18 protein-coding genes are annotated in these 21366 nt (G+C 60.9%); 7 read left to right on the forward strand and 11 right to left on the reverse strand.

What is annotated here, in order from left to right:
• Positions 1-183: 183 nt before the first annotated feature.
• Positions 184-1104, reverse strand: a complete 921-nt coding sequence (locus AC3ITY_RS31855) for a LysR substrate-binding domain-containing protein (RefSeq protein ID WP_489306833.1) — start codon at positions 1102-1104, stop codon at positions 184-186.
• Positions 1105-1262: 158 nt separating this feature from the next.
• On the opposite strand from AC3ITY_RS31855, the gene AC3ITY_RS31860 reads away from it, so the two are divergent.
• Complete coding sequence (locus AC3ITY_RS31860; RefSeq protein ID WP_489306834.1) at positions 1263-2660, forward strand: NorM family multidrug efflux MATE transporter; 1398 nt, start codon at positions 1263-1265, stop codon at positions 2658-2660.
• A gap of 182 nt (positions 2661-2842) precedes the next feature.
• Here AC3ITY_RS31860 and AC3ITY_RS31865 read toward each other — a convergent pair whose 3' ends face one another.
• Entirely contained in the window at positions 2843-4516 is a 1674-nt protein-coding gene (locus tag AC3ITY_RS31865) for a putative bifunctional diguanylate cyclase/phosphodiesterase (RefSeq protein WP_489306835.1), read from the reverse strand.
• A 264-nt stretch (positions 4517-4780) separates the two neighbouring features.
• On the opposite strand from AC3ITY_RS31865, the gene rep reads away from it, so the two are divergent.
• The gene (gene rep, locus AC3ITY_RS31870) at positions 4781-6790 is read left to right on the forward strand and encodes a DNA helicase Rep (protein WP_150724906.1); all 2010 of its coding nucleotides are present in this window, start codon (positions 4781-4783) and stop codon (positions 6788-6790) included.
• A 56-nt stretch (positions 6791-6846) separates the two neighbouring features.
• Complete coding sequence (locus AC3ITY_RS31875) at positions 6847-7419, forward strand: xanthine phosphoribosyltransferase (RefSeq protein WP_489306837.1); 573 nt, start codon at positions 6847-6849, stop codon at positions 7417-7419.
• 130 nt (positions 7420-7549) lie between these two features.
• Here AC3ITY_RS31875 and AC3ITY_RS31880 read toward each other — a convergent pair whose 3' ends face one another.
• The 6 genes from AC3ITY_RS31880 to dadA all read right to left on the reverse strand — a co-directional run bounded on the left by AC3ITY_RS31880 (position 7550) and on the right by dadA (position 13694).
• The gene (locus AC3ITY_RS31880; RefSeq protein WP_489306838.1) at positions 7550-9472 is read right to left on the reverse strand and encodes an acetyl-CoA hydrolase/transferase C-terminal domain-containing protein; all 1923 of its coding nucleotides are present in this window, start codon (positions 9470-9472) and stop codon (positions 7550-7552) included.
• Between the two features lie 137 nt (positions 9473-9609).
• Entirely contained in the window at positions 9610-10032 is a 423-nt protein-coding gene (locus tag AC3ITY_RS31885; RefSeq protein ID WP_477776007.1) for a c-type cytochrome, read from the reverse strand.
• Between the two features lie 182 nt (positions 10033-10214).
• Complete coding sequence (locus tag AC3ITY_RS31890) at positions 10215-10763, reverse strand: cupin domain-containing protein (protein ID WP_008023455.1); 549 nt, start codon at positions 10761-10763, stop codon at positions 10215-10217.
• Between the two features lie 128 nt (positions 10764-10891).
• Complete coding sequence (gene alr / locus AC3ITY_RS31895) at positions 10892-11965, reverse strand: alanine racemase (protein WP_489306839.1); 1074 nt, start codon at positions 11963-11965, stop codon at positions 10892-10894.
• A 99-nt stretch (positions 11966-12064) separates the two neighbouring features.
• Complete coding sequence (locus AC3ITY_RS31900) at positions 12065-12418, reverse strand: RidA family protein (RefSeq protein ID WP_223455331.1); 354 nt, start codon at positions 12416-12418, stop codon at positions 12065-12067.
• On the reverse strand, positions 12390-13694 hold the full coding sequence (dadA, locus tag AC3ITY_RS31905; protein ID WP_223532322.1) for a D-amino acid dehydrogenase: 1305 nt from the start codon (positions 13692-13694) through the stop codon (positions 12390-12392). The genes AC3ITY_RS31900 and dadA overlap by 29 nt, the downstream gene beginning before the upstream one ends.
• Positions 13695-13851: 157 nt before the next feature.
• Between dadA and AC3ITY_RS31910 the strand changes: the two genes are divergently transcribed.
• Positions 13852-14340: an Lrp/AsnC ligand binding domain-containing protein gene (locus AC3ITY_RS31910; RefSeq protein ID WP_007975155.1), complete on the forward strand. Its 489-nt coding sequence runs from the start codon at positions 13852-13854 to the stop codon at positions 14338-14340.
• 141 nt (positions 14341-14481) lie between these two features.
• On the opposite strand, the gene AC3ITY_RS31915 is transcribed toward AC3ITY_RS31910, so the two are convergent.
• Positions 14482-14835 carry a YkgJ family cysteine cluster protein gene (locus AC3ITY_RS31915; RefSeq protein ID WP_007975156.1) on the reverse strand — a complete coding sequence of 118 codons (354 nt, stop codon included), beginning with the start codon at positions 14833-14835 and terminating at the stop codon, positions 14482-14484.
• A gap of 147 nt (positions 14836-14982) precedes the next feature.
• Between AC3ITY_RS31915 and AC3ITY_RS31920 the strand changes: the two genes are divergently transcribed.
• A complete protein-coding gene (locus AC3ITY_RS31920; protein ID WP_489306841.1) occupies positions 14983-16290 on the forward strand; it encodes an NAD(P)/FAD-dependent oxidoreductase in 1308 nt (435 codons plus the stop codon).
• Between the two features lie 142 nt (positions 16291-16432).
• On the opposite strand, the gene AC3ITY_RS31925 is transcribed toward AC3ITY_RS31920, so the two are convergent.
• Positions 16433-16678: a DUF1127 domain-containing protein gene (locus tag AC3ITY_RS31925; protein ID WP_489306843.1), complete on the reverse strand. Its 246-nt coding sequence runs from the start codon at positions 16676-16678 to the stop codon at positions 16433-16435.
• 179 nt (positions 16679-16857) lie between these two features.
• Between AC3ITY_RS31925 and AC3ITY_RS31930 the strand changes: the two genes are divergently transcribed.
• Together AC3ITY_RS31930 and AC3ITY_RS31935 are read left to right on the forward strand one after the other, a co-directional pair.
• A complete protein-coding gene (locus tag AC3ITY_RS31930; RefSeq protein WP_489306845.1) occupies positions 16858-18291 on the forward strand; it encodes an aminotransferase-like domain-containing protein in 1434 nt (477 codons plus the stop codon).
• A 60-nt stretch (positions 18292-18351) separates the two neighbouring features.
• Complete coding sequence (locus AC3ITY_RS31935) at positions 18352-19926, forward strand: phospholipase D family protein (protein WP_489306846.1); 1575 nt, start codon at positions 18352-18354, stop codon at positions 19924-19926.
• Between the two features lie 141 nt (positions 19927-20067).
• Here AC3ITY_RS31935 and AC3ITY_RS31940 read toward each other — a convergent pair whose 3' ends face one another.
• On the reverse strand, positions 20068-21213 hold the full coding sequence (locus AC3ITY_RS31940) for an MFS transporter (protein ID WP_489306847.1): 1146 nt from the start codon (positions 21211-21213) through the stop codon (positions 20068-20070).
• Between the last annotated feature and the right edge of the window lie 153 nt (positions 21214-21366).

A 21366-nucleotide genomic window follows, 5' to 3' on the forward strand; every position in this document is an offset into this window, starting at 1 on the left:
AAATGCTGAATTGAGGTGACCCCATTCGCGAGCCTGCTCGCGATGGCTATCTCAGAGGCGCCTCAACGAAACCGGTCAACATCATGCCGCAAGTCCGCCGCCAGGCTTTCCAGCCCCCTGGCAGTCACGGCCAAGTTCAATACTTGAGTAATTAATCGGGAGATAGCACAATGCCATATCGATTCAGCTTAGGTGCTCGACCGCCGGTAACTCCATGGCCCGAACCTCACCCAAGAGGAAAACGCTGAGGCGGCGCAAACGCTCACCTCCGGGGCGGGTTTTCGGCCAGACCAGGTAATAATTCTCACCGCTGGCGACGGCTGTCGGCCAGGGCAAACTCAGACGTCCCTGCGCAACATCCTCCGCCACCATCAGCAAATCGCCCATGGACACGCCGTAGCCTCGGGCGGCAGCGATCATGCCCAGTTCCAGGGTGTCGAACACCTGCCCGCCCTTGAGCGAGACTTGATCGGTCAGGCCCATGCGCTCCAGCCAGTTGCGCCAGTCACGGCGGTCCGGCGTCGGGTGCAGCAGCTCGGTGCTGGCCAGGCGCGCAACGTCCCACGGTTGATCCTTCAGAAGATTCGGTGCGCCCACCGGAATCAGCTCTTCGGGGAATAGGAAAGTCGTCTCCCAGTCCGGTGGAAAATGCCTGTTGCTGAGGATGACGGCACAGTCGAAGGGTTCGTGATTGAAGTCCACCGTATCGATGTCCATCCAGGCGCTGGTCAATTGCACCTCGTTCCCCGGCCGCAGGTGGCGAAAACGACTGAGCCGCGCCAACAGCCAACGCATGGTCAGGGTCGACGGGGCTTTCATGCGCAGGATGTCGTCCTCGGCGCGCAAGGTGTTGCAGGCTCGCTCAAGGGCAGTGAAGCCTTCGCGAATGCCGGGCAGGATCAGTCGCGCCGACTCGGTCAGTTGCAGGTTGCGGCCACTGCGGTGAAACAAGCGGCAGGCAAAATGCTCTTCGAGCGTACGAATATGTCGGCTGACCGCACTTTGGGTAACCGACAGCTCTTCGGCCGCGCGGGTAAACGAGCTGTGCCGCGCCGCCGCTTCGAATGCGCGCAGGGCATACAAGGGAGGAAGACGACGGGACATTGGGAAAGCTCCTACTGCGGGGTTCGCCCACCCTAGCAGAAACTCTCCAGCATGAGTTTGAATCATGCCATCCATCCTTTTTATCCCTTTGTGCAAACCGCGCAGAGCGCCGAGAATCAGTACTTTCCTGTTCCCTTTGATAATCGAGCGTGATGACCATGCAGCATCCAGCACGTACTGAACTCTGGGCCATCCTGCGGCTGGCGGGGCCGCTGATTGCCTCGCAGTTGGCGCACATGCTGATGGTCCTCACCGACACCCTGATGATGGCGCGCCTGAGTCCCGAAGCGTTGGCCGGTGGCGGGCTCGGTGCGGCGACCTACTCGTTCGTGTCGATTTTCTGCATTGGCGTGATCGCAGCGGTAGGTACGCTGGTGGCGATCCGTCAGGGGGCCGGCGATATTGTCGGGGCTACCCGGCTGACCCAGGCCGGGTTGTGGCTGGCATGGCTGATGGCGCTGGTCGCCGGTTTGCTGCTGTGGAACCTCAAACCGGTGCTGCTGCTGTTCGGCCAGACCGAAAGCAACGTCCACGCAGCCGGGCAGTTTTTGATCTTCCTGCCATTCGCCCTGCCCGGCTACCTGAGCTTCATGGCCCTGCGCGGGTTCACCAGCGCCATTGGCCGTGCGACGCCGGTGATGGTCATCAGCCTCGGCGGTACGGTCGCCAACTTCTTGCTCAACTATGCGCTGATTACCGGGATGTTCGGCCTGCCGAAACTGGGGCTGACGGGCATCGGGCTGGTCACGGCGATTGTCGCCAACCTGATGGCACTTGCGCTGGCGTGGCACATTCGTCGGCATCCAGCTTATGAGGCCTATCCGCTGCGTCATGGCCTGTCGCGACTCAACCGCCAGTACCTGAAGGAGCTGTGGCGCCTGGGCCTGCCGATTGGCGGTACCTACGCGGTGGAAGTCGGGCTGTTTGCCTTCGCCGCGCTGTGCATGGGCACCATGGGCAGCACGCAACTGGGCGCACACCAGATCGCACTGCAGATCGTTTCGGTGGCGTTCATGGTCCCGGCGGGTATTTCCTACGCGATCACCATGCGCATCGGCCAACACTTCGGCGCCGGGCAACTGCTGGATGCGCGACTGGCCGGGCGGGTCGGCATTGCGTTCGGGGCAGCGGCGATGCTGTGTTTCGCCATGGTTTTCTGGCTATTGCCAAACCAGTTGGTCGGCCTGTTTCTCGACCACAACGACCCGACGTTTCGCGATGTCATCAACCTTGCCGTGAGCCTGCTGGCGGTGGCGGCGTGGTTCGAGCTGTTCGACGGCGTGCAAACCATTGCCATGGGCTGCATTCGCGGACTCAAGGATGCCAAGACCACTTTCCTCGTCGGCCTGGGTTGCTATTGGCTGATTGGCGCACCGGCGGCGTGGTGGATGGCGTTCCATCTGAACTGGGGGCCAACAGGTGTCTGGTGGGGCCTGGCGCTGGGGCTGGCGTGTGCGGCGGTGAGCCTGACGCTGGGATTTGAGTGGAAGATGAAGCGGATGCTTCGGCGGGAGCCAGCGCAACGGAACGGTTTCACAGCCGCTCAGCCAGACTGAGATCCCCTGTGGCGAGGGGGCTTGCCCCCGTTCGGTTGCGCAGCAACCGCAAAACCAGAAAATGCGATGTACCTGACAGAGCTCGGTTGCAGGATAAGGGGCCGCTTCGCGACCCAACGGGGCGGTGCGGCGTTCCGACAAGCCCCCTCGCCACAAAAGCCCGCTCCACAGGGGTGTACACGTCAGTTCACGACTTCCAACATCGGCTGCTGACTGGAGCCAAACGTCAGATACTCCACCAGCTCGGCCAGCGGCAATGGCATGCTGATCAAATATCCTTGCACCTGATCGCATTCAAACCCACGCAGCAGATCCAGTTGCTCCGGCGTTTCCACGCCTTCTGCGACCACCTCAAGGTTGAGGTTGTGCGCCAGGTTGATCATCGCGTGGACCAGCTTGCGGTTTTCCTCACGCTGTTCCATGCCGCCGACAAAGCTCTTGTCGATCTTCAGCAAGGTGATCGGCAGGCTGTTGAGGTGTACGAACGACGAGAACCCGGTGCCGAAGTCGTCGAGGGAGAAGCGCACACCGAGGCGCCCAAGGGCGTCCATGGTCTGCTTGACCAGATCGCTGCGGCGCATCACGGCGGTTTCGGTCAGCTCGAACTCCAGCCACTGCGCCTCGACACCGCGCTCGGCAATCAGGCGACTCAGGGTCGACAGCAACTGGCTGTCCTGGAACTGTCGGAACGACAGGTTGATCGCCATGTGCAACGGCGGCAATCCGAGTTGAAGCAATGCCTGCATGTCGCGCAAGGCCCGGGAAATCACCCAGTAACCCAGCGGAACAATCAGGCCGCTTTGCTCAGCCAGCGGCACGAATTCGCTCGGTGACAGCAAGCCGCGCTCGGCATGCCGCCAGCGCACCAAAGCTTCGAGACCGACGATCTGCCCGTCTTCGAGGTTCAGGCGTGGCTGGTAGTGCAATTCCAGCTCATCGCGACGCAGTGCCCGACGCAGCTCGGTTTCGAGGTCGGCGATGCTGCGGGCATTGCGATTGATGCGTTCGTTGAAAATGTGAAAGGTGCAACCCTGGGTGCTTTTGGCCTGCTGCATGGCGATGTGTGCATGCCACATCAGCGGATCCGCACCAGTCTGGGCCCGGGCGTAGGCGATGCCCAGGCTGGAACCGATCAGCAGGCTTTCGCCATCGACCCAATAAGGCTCGGCCAGCGCTTCGCTGATGCGCTCGGCCATCCACTCGGCACGCTGGGGAGCGCGACGGGTGTCGATCAGCAGAGCGAATTCATCACTGCCCAGGCGCGCCAGTTGATCGCCGGCCTCAAGCTGGCTCTTGAGCCGCGCCACCACTTGCAGGATCAGGCGGTCACCGGCCTGATGGCCGAGGGCATCGTTGGCGTAGCGGAAATTGTCGAGGTCGAGATGACCGAGGGCCAGGCCACGACCGCCGTTTTCCGCCAGACGCGCCGTCAGCAGGGTCTGGAAACCCTGGCGGTTGGCGATGCCGGTCAGCGGATCTTGCTCGGCCAGGCGTTGCAGGGTGTTTTCCAGGACGCCCCGCTCGCGCACGTGGCGCAGGCAACGGCGCAACATGCCGGAATCGAGCAGATCGCGCACCAGCCAGTCACTCACACCGTCGGGCGGGGTCAGCGGCTCATGGTCGAGCAGCAACACCGTCGGCAGGCTGCAACGGCCCGGCGCCGGTTGAAGTTGCGGGATGGTCAATAACACCGCGCTGCGGTTGTCATCGAACAGGCTGCTGACCGACTCCCAACTCGGCGCGCTGATGAGAACGGCCGAGCTCCCCATAGGAACCAGACACTCGCGCAACAACGCTGCCCACGCTGGCTCTTCAGCCAGTAGCAGCAAACGCAAGGGTTCGACAGGCGTAGACAAGCTAGCTCCCTAGACTCTGCAAAAATGTAGGCGACGGGCATTATGCCGTTCCGATGACCAATGACAATGACATCAGTTGGCAAAACGAGCCCTTTGTATCCGGAATTACGAACATTAGCCGCAATTTCGTTGCGCATCCTGCGTGAAAGTAACAAAACCGGCGATTACAGATAGCGTGGTACGTCACAAGTCGGACAGAGCAGCACAATTCGCTGAGCCTGTTAAAATGCCGGCCCATTTTGTGACTGACTCCTGAATTTACCTATGTCCCGACTCAATCCCCGGCAGCAAGAAGCCGTGAGCTACGTCGGCGGCCCTCTTTTGGTGCTCGCCGGTGCAGGCTCCGGCAAGACCAGCGTGATCACGCGCAAAATCGCGCACCTGATCCAGAACTGCGGCATTCGCGCCCAGTACATTGTCGCCATGACCTTTACCAACAAGGCCGCCCGCGAAATGAAGGAACGGGTCGGCACCCTGCTGCGTGCCGGTGAAGGTCGCGGGCTGACGGTCTGCACGTTCCACAACCTGGGCCTGAACATCATCCGCAAAGAGCACGTGCGGCTGGGTTACAAGCCGGGCTTCTCGATCTTCGACGAGACCGACGTCAAGGCCTTGATGACCGACATCATGCAGAAGGAATACTCGGGCGACGACGGCGTCGACGAGATCAAGAACATGATCGGCGCCTGGAAGAACGACCTGATCCTGCCGGCCCAGGCCCTGGAAAACGCGCGCAACCCCAAGGAGCAGACCGCCGCCATCGTCTACACCCACTACCAGCGCACGCTCAAGGCGTTCAACGCGGTGGACTTCGACGACCTGATCCTGCTGCCGGTAAAGCTGTTCGAAGAACACGCCGACATCCTGGAAAAGTGGCAAAACAAAGTGCGCTACCTGCTGGTCGACGAATACCAGGACACCAACGCCAGCCAGTACCTGCTGGTGAAAATGCTCATCGGCAAACGCAACCAGTTCACCGTGGTAGGCGACGACGACCAGTCGATCTACGCCTGGCGCGGCGCTCGCCCGGAAAACCTGATGCTGCTCAAGGACGACTACCCGTCTTTGAAAGTGGTGATGCTGGAGCAGAACTACCGCTCCACCAGCCGCATCCTGCGCTGCGCCAACGTGCTGATCTCGAACAACCCCCACGAATTCGAAAAGCAGCTGTGGAGTGAAATGGGCCACGGCGACGAGATCCGCGTGATCCGCTGCCGCAACGAGGATGCCGAAGCCGAGCGCGTGGCCATGGAAATCCTCAGCCTGCACCTGCGCACCGACCGCCCGTACAGCGATTTCGCGATCCTGTATCGCGGCAACTACCAGGCCAAGCTGATCGAGCTGAAGTTGCAGCATCACCAGGTGCCGTATCGCCTGTCCGGCGGCAACAGCTTTTTCGGGCGTCAGGAAGTAAAAGACCTGATGGCCTACTTCCGCCTGATCGTGAACCCGGACGACGACAACGCGTTCCTGCGGGTGATTAACGTCCCGCGCCGCGAGATCGGCTCGACCACGCTGGAGAAGCTGGGCAACTATGCGACCGAGCGCAAGATATCGATGTACGCCGCCACCGACGAGATGGGTTTGGGCGAGCATCTGGACAGCCGCTTCACCGATCGCCTGTCGCGCTTCAAGCGCTTCATGGACCGGGTGCGCGAGCAGTGCGCCGGCGAAGACCCGATCTCGGCCCTGCGCAGCATGGTCATGGACATCGACTACGAGAACTGGCTGCGCACCAACAGCTCCAGCGACAAGGCCGCCGACTACCGCATGGGTAACGTCTGGTTCCTGATCGAGGCGCTGAAAAACACCCTGGAAAAAGACGAAGAAGGCGAGATGACCGTCGAGGACGCCATCGGCAAACTCGTCCTGCGCGACATGCTGGAGCGCCAGCAGGAAGAGGAAGACGGCGCCGAGGGCGTGCAGATGATGACCTTGCATGCGTCCAAGGGACTGGAATTCCCCTACGTGTTCATCATGGGCATGGAGGAGGAAATCCTCCCGCACCGTTCCAGCATCGAAGCCGACACCATCGAAGAAGAACGTCGCCTGGCCTACGTGGGCATTACCCGTGCGCGCCAGACCCTGGCCTTCACCTTCGCCGCCAAGCGCAAGCAGTACGGCGAGATCATCGATTGCGCACCGAGCCGCTTCCTCGATGAGTTGCCGCCGGACGACCTGGCCTGGGAAGGCAACGACGACACACCGACCGAAGTCAAAGCCGTGCGCGGCAACAACGCATTGGCGGATATACGCGCGATGTTAAAGCGCTAGAATTGACCACTTTTATATGACCTTCGGCGCACAAAGCGCCAGTAGAGGAAAGCTTCATGGAAGCACTGCACAAGAAAATTCGCGAAGAAGGCATCGTGCTTTCCGACCAGGTCCTGAAAGTCGACGCCTTTCTGAACCACCAGATCGACCCGGCTCTGATGAAGCTGATCGGCGACGAATTCGCCACGCTGTTCAAGGGCTCGGGCATCACCAAGATCGTCACTATCGAAGCCTCGGGCATCGCCCCGGCGATCATGACCGGTCTGAACCTCGGCGTGCCTGTGATCTTCGCCCGCAAGCACCAGTCCCTGACCCTGACCGAAAACCTGCTGTCGGCGACCGTCTACTCGTTCACCAAGCAGACCGAAAGCACCGTGGCCATCTCCCCACGCCACCTGACCAGCAGCGACCGCGTGCTGATCATTGATGACTTCCTGGCCAACGGTAAGGCGTCCCAGGCACTGATCTCGATCATCAAGCAGGCTGGCGCCACCGTGGCGGGCCTGGGCATCGTGATCGAGAAGTCGTTCCAGGGCGGCCGTGCGGAACTGGACTCGCAGGGTTATCGCGTAGAGTCGCTGGCCCGCGTGAAGTCGCTGGCCGATGGTGTTGTGACCTTTATCGAATAAGCCGCCACACCGTAATACCCCTGTAGGAGCGAGCCTGCTCGCGATTGCATAGTGTCAGCCGACATAGTCATTGGCTGATACACCGCTATCGCGAGCAGGCTCACTCCTACAGTTGTTTTTGGGTGGGCAGTTATTGCGCAGTGGCCTTGAGGCCTGTGAGCAGCAGGCGCTGATACAAATCCTCCTTCATCCCCTCCGGGTTGGCCAGCTGCATGCGCTGCAGATGCTCCTGGAACAACGCAGGCTCCGGCGCATCCAGCGCTGCCTTGCCCAACTCCAGCACCTCGCTCAGCTTGAACTTGCTCTTGAGCCAGTTCAGCGCCCGCAACAGATCCCGCTCCACTTCGGTGAAATCACAGCCCAGCGGATACTCCGGAAACAGCCGTGGATGCCGCGCCTGAATCGCCTGCAAACGCTGCGGACTGTTATCGGTAAAGCGCGGATCGAGGCGGAAGCCTTTGGGCAGTTTGCCGACTTTCTGCGCCTGCTCGATCAATCCCGGTTGAAAACGCGAGTCGCTGATATTGAGCAAGGCCTCGATCACTGCCGCATCGGTTTTGCCACGAAGATCGGCGATGCCGTATTCGCTGACCACGATGTCCCGCAAGTGCCGGGGAATCGTGCAGTGACCATACTCCCAGACAATGTTCGAGCTGACGTCGCCGCCGGACTCGCGCCAGCTGCGCAGTAGCAACACCGAGCGCGCGCCTTGCAGCGCATGGCCCTGCACCACGAAGTTGTATTGCCCGCCAACACCGCTGAGCACACGTCCGTCTTCGAGCTGATCCGCCACCGCGGCACCGAGCAAGGTCACGGTGAACGCGGTGTTGATGAACCGCGCATCCAGGCGCTGCAAGCGCTTGAGTTCTTCCTGGCCGTACAGCTCGTTGATGTAGCTGATGCGGGTCATGTTGAATGCAAGCCGCTTGTTTTGCGGCAATTCACGCAAGCGTTCGTAGTAGCTGCGCGGACCGAGGAAGAAACCGCCGTGCACCGAGATACCATCGGCTTGCGCAGCCTCGTCGAGGGTGCCGGCATTCGCCTGCTGTTGGGTCGCCACGTCCGGATAAACCTTGCGCCGCACGATCCCGGCATCGGCCAGCACCAGCAAGCCGTTGACGAACATTTCGCTGCAGCCATACAGGCCCTTGGCGAAGGGTTCGATGCCGCCTTCGCGCTCGATCAGTTGCGCCCAGTGGCTGAGGTTTACGTCTGCCAGCAAAGCCCTGTATCCGTCGTTGTCGGCTTGCCGCGCCAGCAGCGCCGCCGTCAACGCATCGCCCATGGAACCGATGCCTATCTGCAAAGTGCCGCCGTCACGCACCAGAGTGCTGGCGAGCACGCCGATGAAATGGTCCTGACACCCCACCGGCATATTCGGCGTGGAGAACAGCGTGGTGTTGTCCTTCTCATCGATCAGCAGGTCGAAGGTGTCGATGCCGAGTTCTGCATCGCCGGGCATGTAAGGCAGATCGTTGTGCACCTGGCCGACCATCAGAATGATTTCTCCGGCGGCGCGGCGCTTGGCGATCATCGGCAACAGGTCGAGGGTGATGTCCGGGTTGCAACTCAGGCTCAAGCGGTCGGGATGCTCGGCATGGCTTGCCAGCAGTTGCGCCACCAGATTCAACCCGGCGGCATTGATGTCCCGCGCCGCATGGCTGTAATTGCTGCTGACGTAATCCTGTTGCGCCGTGGCACTGTTGAGCAGGCTGCCGGGCTGCATGAAGAACTGCTGGATGTGGATGTTGCCCGGCAGGCCATCGCGGCGCAGGTCGGCGAGAAATTCCAGCTCCGGATAATCGCCGAACACCCGCTCGATGAAGGGTTCAAGAAATCGCTTTTGCAAACCATCGCCCAAGGGCGGGCGCCCCAGGCACAACGCGGTGTAGATCGTCAGCCGTCGCTCGGGCGACTGTGCGATTCGTCGATACAGCGCGTTGACGAAGTGATTGGGTTTGCCCAACCCCAGAGGCAGGCCCATGTGGATATGCGCCGGCAACCGTGCCAAGACGTCATCGACTGCCTGTTCGATAGAGCACAGCTGAACCATCGGATCCTCCCTCACGTTCCATGACTTGGGCCTGGACCGAGCTTGCCGGGTCTTTGCTGCAATGAACAGCCACCAGGGTCAAATCACAGGCACAAAAAAGCCGCTCGAAAGCGGCTTTTCAGCAGCAAGACCCAGGCTTATTTCAGGCCGGACATCTTCTGGATGGCGCCTTTGAGCTCGGCGTCTGCACAATCGGCGCAGGTGCCTTTTGGCGGCATCGAGTTGATGCCGGAGATCGCCTTGGCGAGCAGGCCGTCAACACCACCTTCTTTCTTGGCGCGCTCGCCCCAAGCGGCGGCATCACCGATTTTCGGCGCGCCCAACAGGCCTGAACCGTGGCAAGCGTTGCAATGTTTTGCAATCACTTCATCCGGGGTTTTCGCACCACCACCGCCGCCAGCGGAAGCGGCCACTTCCATGCCCTTACACTCTTTACCCTGTACACAAACCTGGCCGACTGGCTCAAGGCGTTTGGCGATATCGTCGTTGGTCGCAGCTTGAGCGCTGACACTGACAGCCCATAGGGCCAATACGGTTGCTGGTGCAGCCAGCATTTTCATAATTAGGTTCACGCGTTCACCCTCAATGGTGGCTAGTCACGCCTACGGCCACGGTTCGCAGGCGGGCGCAAGTATAGCGGTAAGCCCGTCGCACTGAAACAACCCCAAAGTCGGAGGGGTCTTAGGCCGCGACGGAAAAACAGCCCGGGCGCCTCTGCAATACTGGCAGGACGCCTCTTTTCTTAGAAATTCGCCGGTGTGGCTGCGCTGATTAGTCGCGCCGGCACATCGAACGGATTACGGAAACGGTGTGGCTTGGTACTTTCAAAGTAGTAGCTATCGCCGGCTTCGAGGACAAAAGTTTCGAGTCCGACCACCAGTTCCAGTTTTCCTTCGACCAGGATGCCGGTTTCCTCGCCCTCATGGGTGAGCATCTCGTCACCGGTGTCAGCGCCTGGCGGATAGATTTCATTGAGGAATGCGATGGCCCGGCTCGGGTGCGCCCGACCGACCAGTTTCATGGTCACGGCACCATCGGAAATATCGATCAGCTCGTTGGCCTTGTAGACGATCTGAGTCGGTTTTTCCTGCAGGATTTCCTCGGAAAAGAACTCGACCATGGACATGGGAATCCCGCCCAGTACCTTGCGCAGCGAACTGATCGAAGGGCTCACGCTGTTCTTTTCGATCATCGAAATCGTGCTGTTGGTGACCCCCGCCCGTTTGGCGAGCTCACGCTGGGAAAGGCCTTTGAGCCTACGGATGGATTGCAGTCGTTCACCGACGTCCAAAGCTTGCGCCTCCAGGATTCAGGATTGTTGGAATAGTGAGCGTTATCATGGCGACAGCGTTCAGTATTTACAACACCTTGACCTGAATCCTGCTCAGCGAGGCGACTTCCGGTCTGGAGCCCTGCGCACTAAGCCCCGGAATAGAGCAGTGGCACTCGGCGCAGGTTGCAGAAGATCTGGTAAGGAATCGTGCCGGCAGCCATGGCTACATCACTGGCGAGGATGTTTTTGCCCCACAATTCGACGGTCGAACCGAGGCCGGCCTGCGGTACATCGGTCAGGTCGATGCAGAGCATGTCCATCGATACCCGGCCGATCAATTGGCTGCGCTGCCCGGCAGCCAGCACTGGCGTGCCGGTCGGTGCCAGACGCGGGTAGCCGTCGGCGTAACCCATGGCCACGACGCCAATACGCATCGGTTTAGGGGTGATGAATTTGGCGCCGTAACCGACGGGCTCGCCAGCCGGCAACTCGCGCACACTGATCACTTTCGATTCCAGGGTCATGACCGGTTGCAGCCGCGATGCCACTTCGTTGGCTTCTTCGAAGGGCGTGGCGCCATAGAGCATGATGCCCGGGCGCACCCAATCGCTCGGAATCTGCGGCCAACCGAGCACCGCCGGCGAGTTGCGCAGGCTGACCTCGGCGGACAAGCCCTTGCGCGCCGCTTCAAATACCGCCACCTGATCGGCACTGGCCTGCTCGTGCAGTTCATCGGCACGCGCAAAATGGCTCATCAACACCACTTTCGCGACTTTGCCGCTGGCCAACAGCCGTTGATAAGCAACCTGATAGTCCGCTGGATGCAGCCCCACGCGGTGCATGCCCGAATCGAGCTTCAGCCACACAGTGATCGGCTTGCTCAACGCCGTTTTCTCGATGGCTTCGAGCTGCCACAGCGAATGCACCACGCACCAGAAATCATGCTCGACGATCAGCGCCAGCTCATCGGCTTCGAAAAAGCCTTCCAGCAGCAGGATCGGCGCACGAATGCCCGCCGCCCGCAGCTCCAACGCCTCTTCGATGCAGGCCACGGCAAACCCGTCCGCCTCGGCTTCCAGCGCCTGGGCGCAACGCACCGCGCCATGGCCATAGGCATCGGCCTTGATCACCGCGAGGGCTTTGGCCCCCGTGAGTTCACGGGCGATTCGGTAGTTATTGCGCAGGGCTTGAAGGTCGATCAGGGCACGGGCAGGACGCATGGCGGCAGACTTCTGGTCGGGTTATCGGGAAGAAAAACCGGCGCTGGCTGACGACGTGAACCGCCAACAGCACCGGGAGAGGGATCTTTTCTGACAGGCTTATGGCAGAGCGGCGACAACCGACAGCTCGACCAGGATTTCCGGTTCGCACAGCTTCGATTCGACTGTCGCGCGGGCCGGGGCGACGCCTTTTGGCAGCCACTGGTCCCACACCGCGTTCATGCCTTCGAAATGCGCGTCGATGTCTTTCAGGTAAATCGTCACCGACAGCAGATTATTTTTGTCGGTGCCGGCCAGATCGAGCAACCGCTCGATGTTGGCTAGGGTTTCACGGGTCTGCTGTTCAATCCCGGCGTTCATGTCATCGCCGACCTGTCCGGCCAGGTAAACGGTGCCGTTATGGGTGACGATCTGACTCATGCGCTCATTGGTGAGCTGGCGCTGGACTGACATGCTTTGCAGGCTCCTGGGTTTTGCTGCCATAACGGGAAATATCGAGGCCTTCGGCGCTGATCTGCGGCTTTTTCTTCGCCATCAGGTCCGCCAGCAAGCGACCCGAGCCGCAGGCCATGGTCCAGCCGAGCGTGCCGTGGCCGGTGTTCAGGAACAGGTTCTTGAACGGAGTGGCGCCAACGATCGGCGTGCCGTCCGGAGTGGTCGGACGCAGGCCGGTCCAGAAATCGGCCTGGGCCAGATCGCCGCCCTGAGGATAAAGGTCGTTGACGATCATCTCCAGGGTTTCGCGGCGACGCGGATTCAGCGACAGGTCAAAACCGGCGATTTCAGCCATGCCGCCAACGCGGATGCGGTTGTCGAAACGGGTGATCGCGACCTTGTAGGTCTCATCGAGAATGGTCGAAGTCGGGGCCATTGCCGGGTTGGTGATCGGCACGGTCAGGGAATAGCCCTTGAGCGGGTACACCGGCGCCTTAATCCCCAGCGGCTTGAGCAGTTGCGGCGAGTAGCTGCCGAGGGCCAGCACGTAGCGGTCAGCGGTTTCCAGCTTGCCGTCGATCCACACGCCGTTGATGCGGTCACCGGCGAAGTCGAGGCGCTGAATGTCCTGGTCAAAACGGAATTGCACACCGAGGTTCGCGGCCATCTCGGCGAGCTTGGTGGTGAACATCTGGCAGTCGCCAGTCTGGTCGTTCGGCAGGCGCAGGGCACCGGCGAGGATGTCAGTGACGCTTGCCAGGGCCGGTTCAACGCGGGCAATGCCGTCGCGGTCGAGCAGTTCGAACGGCACGCCGGACTCTTTCAGCACGGCGATGTCTTTCGCAGCGCCGTCGAGTTGAGCCTGGGTGCGGAACAGTTGGGTCGTACCAAGACTGCGGCCTTCATAGGCAATGCCGGTTTCGGCGCGCAGTTCGTCAAGGCAGTCACGACTGTACTCGGACAGACGGACCATGCGCTCCTTGTTCACCGCGTAACGGCTGGCGGTGCAGTTGCGCAGCATCTGTGCCATCCACAGGTACTGGTCGATGTCGGCCGTGGCCTTGATCGCCAGGGGCGCGTGGCGCTGCAACAGCCACTTGATGGCCTTGAGCGGCACACCCGGCGCGGCCCACGGCGAGGCATAACCCGGCGAGACCTGCCCGGCGTTGGCGAAACTGGTCTCCATGGCAGCGGCCGGCTGCCGGTCCACAACCACCACTTCAAACCCGGCACGGGCCAGATAATAAGCACTGGTGGTACCGATGACGCCGCTACCCAAGACCATGACGCGCATTTTCATATCCCTCATCGCGGCTAACCGCTGACGTTTGTTATTCAGAGCTTTAGATGCGCGCAGTGTAAAAAAGATTTGCCAGTGCTTTTCACTATATAAGCGCCTATATTTGGCGACAATTCTCGGCAAAAACCCTTTTCACGGAGGCGCATCCCCTATGCGTACCAACACTCAGACCAAACGTGAGCTGGACAAGATCGACCGCAACATCCTGCGGATCCTGCAAGCGGACGGGCGGATTTCCTTTACGGAGCTTGGGGAAAAGGTCGGGCTCTCGACCACGCCCTGTACTGAGCGGGTCCGGCGTCTGGAGCGCGAAGGGATCATCATGGGCTACAACGCCAGGCTCAATCCGCAGCACCTGAAGGGTAGTCTGCTGGTGTTCGTCGAGATCAGCCTGGACTACAAATCCGGCGATACTTTCGAAGAGTTCCGACGTGCGGTGCTGAAATTGCCCCATGTGCTGGAGTGTCATCTGGTGTCAGGGGATTTCGACTACCTGGTGAAGGCACGGATTTCCGAGATGGCCTCGTACCGCAAGTTGCTGGGCGACATCCTGCTCAAGCTGCCTCATGTGAGGGAGTCCAAGAGCTATATCGTGATGGAAGAGGTGAAGGAAAGCCTGACTTTGCCTATTCCGGACTGAAGATTTTCCGGTGCCTGTTCCGGCCCCATCGCGAGCAAGCTCGCTCCCACAAGGTCAGCGCAACACCTGTGGGAGCGGCGGTGCGGCGATCCGACTTGCCCGCGATGAAGTCGACTCGGTTCTGCTGAAGTACGCCGCCGCTTAAACCAACACCTGCCGAGTGCTGGCCATGTACTCAAACACCTGCTTCTCCACCCGCGGATGAATCAGCTCCACCGGCCCGCGACCATTCGGGCATGGCAAGGTCTTGGTGGTGCCGAACAACCGGCAGATCAGCGGCCGCTCGTCATACACCGTGCAACCATTCGGCCCCAGATGCACACAGTTGAGTTCTTCCATGGCGGCATCCTGCTCGGCGCGGGTCTTGCGCGGCAGGCGCGACATTTCTTCCGGCGAGGTGGTCACCGGCCCGCAGCAGTCATGGCAGCCGGGAACGCACTCGAACGAGGGAATCTGTTGTCGCAATGTGCGGATTGTCTGGCTGTTGCAGCTCATTGCAGCGGTGACCAATAGCGGAATAGAGCGCGATTCTGACGCAAAAGCTCCGATCCAGACAGCACCAGCCGACCAATGTTGCCCGTCCGGGAAGGTCCGGCTTATGCTCCGTGAGGTTTTCCAAACGCAAGCATCAGGAACACGCACATGAATGCCCGTGCTCAACAGCCTGCCCTGAACCACACTGCGTCCTACTACGCCGCCAGCAGCCTGCCGCAGCCCGAACTTCCGGCGCTCAAAGGCGAAGTGCTGGCCGATGTCTGTGTGGTGGGTGGCGGGTTTTCGGGGTTGAACACGGCGCTTGAGCTGGCCGAACGCGGCCTCAGCGTGGTGTTGCTTGAAGCCCATAAAATCGGCTGGGGTGCCAGTGGGCGCAATGGCGGGCAGCTGATTCGTGGCGTTGGCCACGGCCTCGATCAGTTCACCAACGTCATCGGTGCCGAAGGCGTGCGGCAAATGAAACTCATGGGCCTGGAAGCCGTGGAAATCGTCCGGCAACGGGTCGAGCGCTTCCAGATCCCCTGCGACCTGACCTGGGGCTACTGCGACCTCGCCAACAAGCCCCGTGACCTTGAAGGCTTCGCCGAGGATGCCGAAGAACTGCGCAGCCTCGGTTATCGCTACGAGACCCGTTTGCTGCAAGCCAATGAGATGCACACCGTGGTCGGCTCCACGCGTTACGTCGGCGGCCTGATCGACATGGGCTCGGGGCACCTGCATCCACTGAACCTGGCCTTGGGCGAAGCCGCAGCGGCACAACGACTGGGGGTCCAGCTGTTCGAGCACTCGGCCGTGACCCGCATCGACTATGGCCCCGAGGTCAAGGTCCATACCGCCGATGGCTCGGTGCGCGCCAAGACCCTGGTGCTGGGTTGCAATGCCTACCTCAATAACCTCAACCCGGAACTCAGCGGCAAAGTCCTGCCCGCCGGCAGCTACATCATCGCCACCGAACCGTTGAGCGAAGAACTGGCTCACACCCTGCTGCCGCAGAACATGGCGGTCTGTGACCAGCGAGTGGCGCTGGATTACTACCGGCTCTCGGCGGACCGGCGCCTGCTGTTTGGCGGCGCCTGCCATTACTCGGGCCGCGACCCGAAAGACATCGCCGCGTACATGCGTCCGAAAATGCTGGAAGTCTTTGCGCAACTGTCTGGTGTGAAGATCGACTATCAATGGGGCGGCATGATCGGCATCGGCGCCAATCGCCTGCCGCAGATCGGGCGACTCAAGGACCAGCCGAACGTGTACTACGCCCAGGCCTATTCCGGTCATGGCGTGAATGCCACGCACCTGGCCGGCAAGCTGCTGGCCGAAGCCATCAGCGGGCAGCACAGTGGTGGTTTTGATTTGTTCGCCAAGGTGCCGCACATCACTTTCCCCGGCGGCAAGCATTTGCGCTCGCCGTTGCTGGCGTTGGGGATGTTGTGGCATCGGCTTAAAGAGTTGGTCTGAAAGATTGTCGGTGTCAGCTCTGACGCCTTCGCGGGCAAGCCCGCTCCCACAGGGATTACTGGTGTTCACAAGATTTGTGTTCACCACCGAAACCTGTGGGAGCGGGCTTGCCCGCGAAGAGGCCTAAACAACACTGCAAAGCTCAGATCCGCCAGAAAGGCTTCAGCCCCTCCTCCCGCGCCTGCTCCCGCGTCAGCCCGATATCCTTGAGCTGGTCGGTCGTCAGCGCCAGCAACGCCTTGCGCGTGTGCAGGCGACGCCAGAACAGATCCCAGTGACTCAGGCCGGACGACGCGTTGCCCATAGACGCATGGCGTGCGTTGTCCGTTTGCCCTGCCGCCAGCTCCTGACTGTGTAACGTCAGCCGCACATCGCTCAAACCGTTCATCTTGGATGCTCCTGTTTACTTGGGTAGCCAGAGGTTCCATGATGCGCGGGCGCACAAAAGCATTACAGATTCAAAACAGCTGTATTAACTCCATACAGTTTTGCCGATTCCGCCACTGAATCCTGATTTTTCGCCTGATCTGTACTGGTTAACCGAATCACCCCTATCGAGGCTGCACCATGACCCTTTACGTCAACCTCGCCGAGTTGCTCGGCACACGTATTGAACAGGGTTTCTATCGTCCTGGTGACCGGTTGCCCTCGGTACGGGCGCTGAGCGTCGAGCACGGCGTCAGCCTGAGCACGGTGCAGCAGGCCTACCGAGTGCTGGAGGACAGCGGGCTGGCCATGCCACGGCCCAAGTCCGGCTACTTCGTACCGGCCAGTCGCGAACTGCCGGATTTGCCGGCAGTCGGCCGCCCGGCCCAACGGCCGGTGGACATATCCCAATGGGATCAAGTGCTGGAGTTGATCCGTGCCGTGCCGCGCAAAGACGTGGTGCAACTGGGCCGCGGCATGCCGGACATCACCAGTCCGACGATGAAACCGCTGCTGCGTGACCTGGCGCGAATCAGCCGGCGGCAGGACATGCCCGGCCTGTATTACGACAACATCCACGGCAACCTCGAACTGCGCGAACAGATCGCTCGCCTGATGCTCGATTCCGGCTGCCAGCTGAGCGCCAGCGAACTGGTGGTCACCACTGGATGCCATGAAGCGCTGTCCACCAGCATTCGCGCGATCTGCGAGCCCGGCGACATTGTCGCGGTGGACTCGCCAAGCTTTCACGGTGCGATGCAGACCCTCAAGGGCCTGGGCATGAAGGCACTGGAAATCCCCACCGATCCGCTGACCGGGATCAGTCTCGAAGCGCTGGAACTGGCCCTGGAGCAATGGCCAATCAAGGTCATACAGCTGACCCCCAACTGCAACAACCCGTTGGGCTACATCATGCCGGAGTCACGCAAGCGCGCGTTGTTGACGCTTGCGCAACGGTTTGACGTGGCGATCATCGAGGACGATGTGTATGGCGAACTGGCCTACACCTATCCACGCCCGCGCACGATCAAGTCCTTCGACGAGGACGGTCGCGTCCTGTTGTGCAGCTCGTTTTCCAAGACCCTGGCACCGGGCCTGCGCATCGGCTGGGTCGCGCCCGGCCGCTATCTGGAACGGGTGCTGCACATGAAATACATCAGCACGGGTTCCACCGCGCCACAGCCGCAGATCGCCATTGCCGAATTCCTTAAAGGCGGCCATTTCGAACCGCATTTGCGGCGGATGCGCACGCAATACCAGCGCAATCGCGACGTGATGATAGATTGGGTGACCCGCTACTTCCCGGCCGACACCCGCGCCAGTCGCCCACAAGGCAGCTTCATGCTGTGGGTCGAACTGCCGGAAGGTTTCGACACCCTGAAACTGAATCGTGCATTGCACGACCAAGGCGTACAGATTGCCGTGGGCAGCATTTTTTCCGCCTCCGGCAAGTACCGCAATTGCCTGCGCATGAACTACGCTGCCAAGCCAACACCGCAGATCGAAGACGCGGTGCGCAAGGTCGGTGCGACAGCGATCAAACTGCTGGCGGAAACCGATCAGCTCAGCGACTGACTTTTATTCGGGGATCAGCGTCCATATGCCTATCTGCGCCGCCAAACGGAATGATCCTACGTGAGAGTCAGACAGCCCCTGCTTGCTCTTCTGCTACTCGCCGCGTTCCTCAGCGGTTGCGCCGGTCTCGACGTACAGCGTGTGCCAAGCCAGGCACTGCCGGCTTCAGACTCCGCATTCGGCCGCTCAGTCCAGGCACAGGCCGCACCCTACAAGGGACAATCGGGCTTTCGCCTGCTATCGGACAGTACAGAGGCCTTCACCGCCCGCGCCGAACTGATCCGTAACGCCCAAAGCAGCCTCGACTTGCAGTACTACATCGTGCATGACGGCATCAGCACGCGCATGTTGATCGAGGAGTTGCTCAAGGCCGCCGACCGGGGCGTGCGGGTGCGGGTACTGCTCGACGACACCGCCAGCGACGGCCTGGACCGGGTCATTGCCACCCTCGCCGCGCATCCGAACATCCAGATCCGCGTGTTCAACCCGCTGAACCTGGGCCGCAGTACGGGGGTGACGCGCACCGTGGGCCGACTGTTCAACCTCTCGCAACAACATCGACGCATGCACAACAAGTTGTGGCTGGCGGACAACAGCATGGCCATCGTCGGCGGACGCAATCTGGGGGACGAGTATTACGATGCCAAGCCCAACATGAATTTCACCGACATCGACATGCTCAGTGTCGGCCCGGTCGCCGAGCAACTCGGGCACAGTTTCGACCAGTACTGGAACAGCGCCCTGAGCAAGCCGATCGACGAATTCCTGTCGAGCAAACCCACACCCCGGGACCTGGAAAACACCCGCATCCGACTGGAAGAGTCCCTGGCGGAAACGCGCAAACAGAATCACGCGCTCTACAAACACTTGATGACCTTTACCACCCACCCACGCCTGGACATCTGGCGCCGCGAACTGATCTGGGCCTGGAACCAGGCATTGTGGGATGCTCCGAGCAAGGTACTGGCCAAGGGCGAACCCGATCCGCAGTTGCTGCTGACCACGCAACTCGCACCTGAACTCAGCAACGTCAGCAAAGAGCTGATCATGATCTCGGCCTACTTTGTGCCCGGCCAGCCGGGGCTGGTGTACCTGACCGGGCGCGCCGATGCCGGCGTTTCCGTGAGTTTGCTGACCAATTCACTGGAAGCCACGGACGTTCCCGCCGTACACGGTGGTTACGCGCCCTATCGCAGGGCGCTGCTGGAGCACGGCGTGAAACTGTACGAATTGCGTAGCCAACCCGGCGAGGGCGGCGGCAGCGGTAGCGGGCCGCATCTTTTTTCCAGCAGCGCCTATCACAGCTCTGACTCCAGCCTGCACAGCAAGGCGATGATCTTCGACCAGCAGAAGTCCTTTATCGGCTCGTTCAATTTCGATCCGCGTTCGGTGCTGTGGAACACCGAAGTCGGCGTGCTGGTGGACAGTCCGGAATTGGCTGCACGGGTCCGAGAACTGGCACTACAGGGTATGGCACCGGCCCTGAGTTATCAGGTGGAGCTGGAAAATGGTCAGATCGTCTGGACCACCGAAGACGACGGAAAAATGCACACCCTGAGCAAGGAGCCTGGGAGTTGGTGGCGACGTTTCAATGCGTGGATGAGCAATACGGTTGGGCTGGAGAAGATGTTGTAGCCAGCCGATGATCCATTGTGGCGAGGGAGCTTGCTCCCGCTTGGGTGCGCAGCGCCCACAGAATCTTTGGGGCCGCTTCGCAGCCCAGCGGGACGGTGCGGCGATCCGACAAGCTCCCTCGCCACAGTTTGTTGTTGTTCTTCAGGCTGGTTCTGCAGCCGCGCCAAACGCCCCTTGCCGCGATACCACAATCAACACACCCAAGGCCCCCACCGCCATCAGCAACGGCAACGCATGGCCGCTGATCCACTGGCTGCCGGCACCCGCCAGCAGCGGCCCGACCAGACAACCAATCCCCCATAGCTGGGCGATGTGTGCGTTAGCCCGCACCAGCGCATCGTCGCGATAACGCTCGCCGATCAGGATCAATGACAAGGTAAACAATCCGCCAGCGCTGGCGCCAAACAGCACCCACAACGGCCAGATCAGCAGTGTGTCGATCAGCATCGGGATTGCCAGGCTCGACATCAGCAGGACCACCGCACAACCGGTGAACAACGCGCGTCGCGACAAGCGATCGGCCATCGCACCAATCGGCAATTGCAGCACCGCATCGCCGACCACCACCGTACTGACCATCGCCAGGGCGATCTCCGTGGTGAAGCCCTGGCGCAGGCAATAGACCGGTAACAGCGTCAGAATCATTGCCTCGAACGCGGCGAACAGCGACACCGCCCAGGCAATCACCGGCAGGCCACGACAGAAAGCGAGCAGATCACTCAAGGTCACGCTGCTGGCCTCGCTGCTCGGCGCACCACTGCGCCCCAACAGCAGGAACGGTGCTGCCATCAACAAACCGACACCCACCCAAAAGCCATAGTCATGCTCGGTACCGAGGAGACCCAGCAACACCGGCCCTGCCAGCTGACTCAATGCGTAGCTGCTGCCATACAGCGCCACCAGCCGCCCGCGCCATTGCTCGACCACCAGTTGATTGATCCAGCTTTCACCGATGATGAATACGAGGGTCAGAATCACCCCGATCATCAGCCGCAGCACCAACCAGATCGGATAGCTCGGCAATAGTGCCAGCAAACCGATCGAAACCGCCCCGGCCCACAGGCACAGGCGCATCAAATTGGCCGTGCCGAATCGCGCCGCCAAATGACTGGAGATTTTCGCCCCCAACAGGACGCCGATGGCCGGCATCGCCGCCATCACGCCAATGGCAAACGAGCCGTAGCCCCAGCTCTCCAGGCGAAACGACACCAGCGGCATGCTGACACCCAGGGCCAGGCCGACACTCAGGACAGATGCCAAAACGGCGAAATACGTCGCCCAACGCATGTTCCACGCTCCTGTGGATTGATATTTTTTTCAGGACACACAAAACAATGTGGGAGCGGGCTTGCCCGCGAAGAGGTCATCACATCCAACATCAACGTTGGCTGATACACCGCATTCGCGAGCAAGCCCGCTCCCACAAGGGATCTGCGTCGT

Source organism: Pseudomonas sp. GL_091, assembly GCF_057837725.1.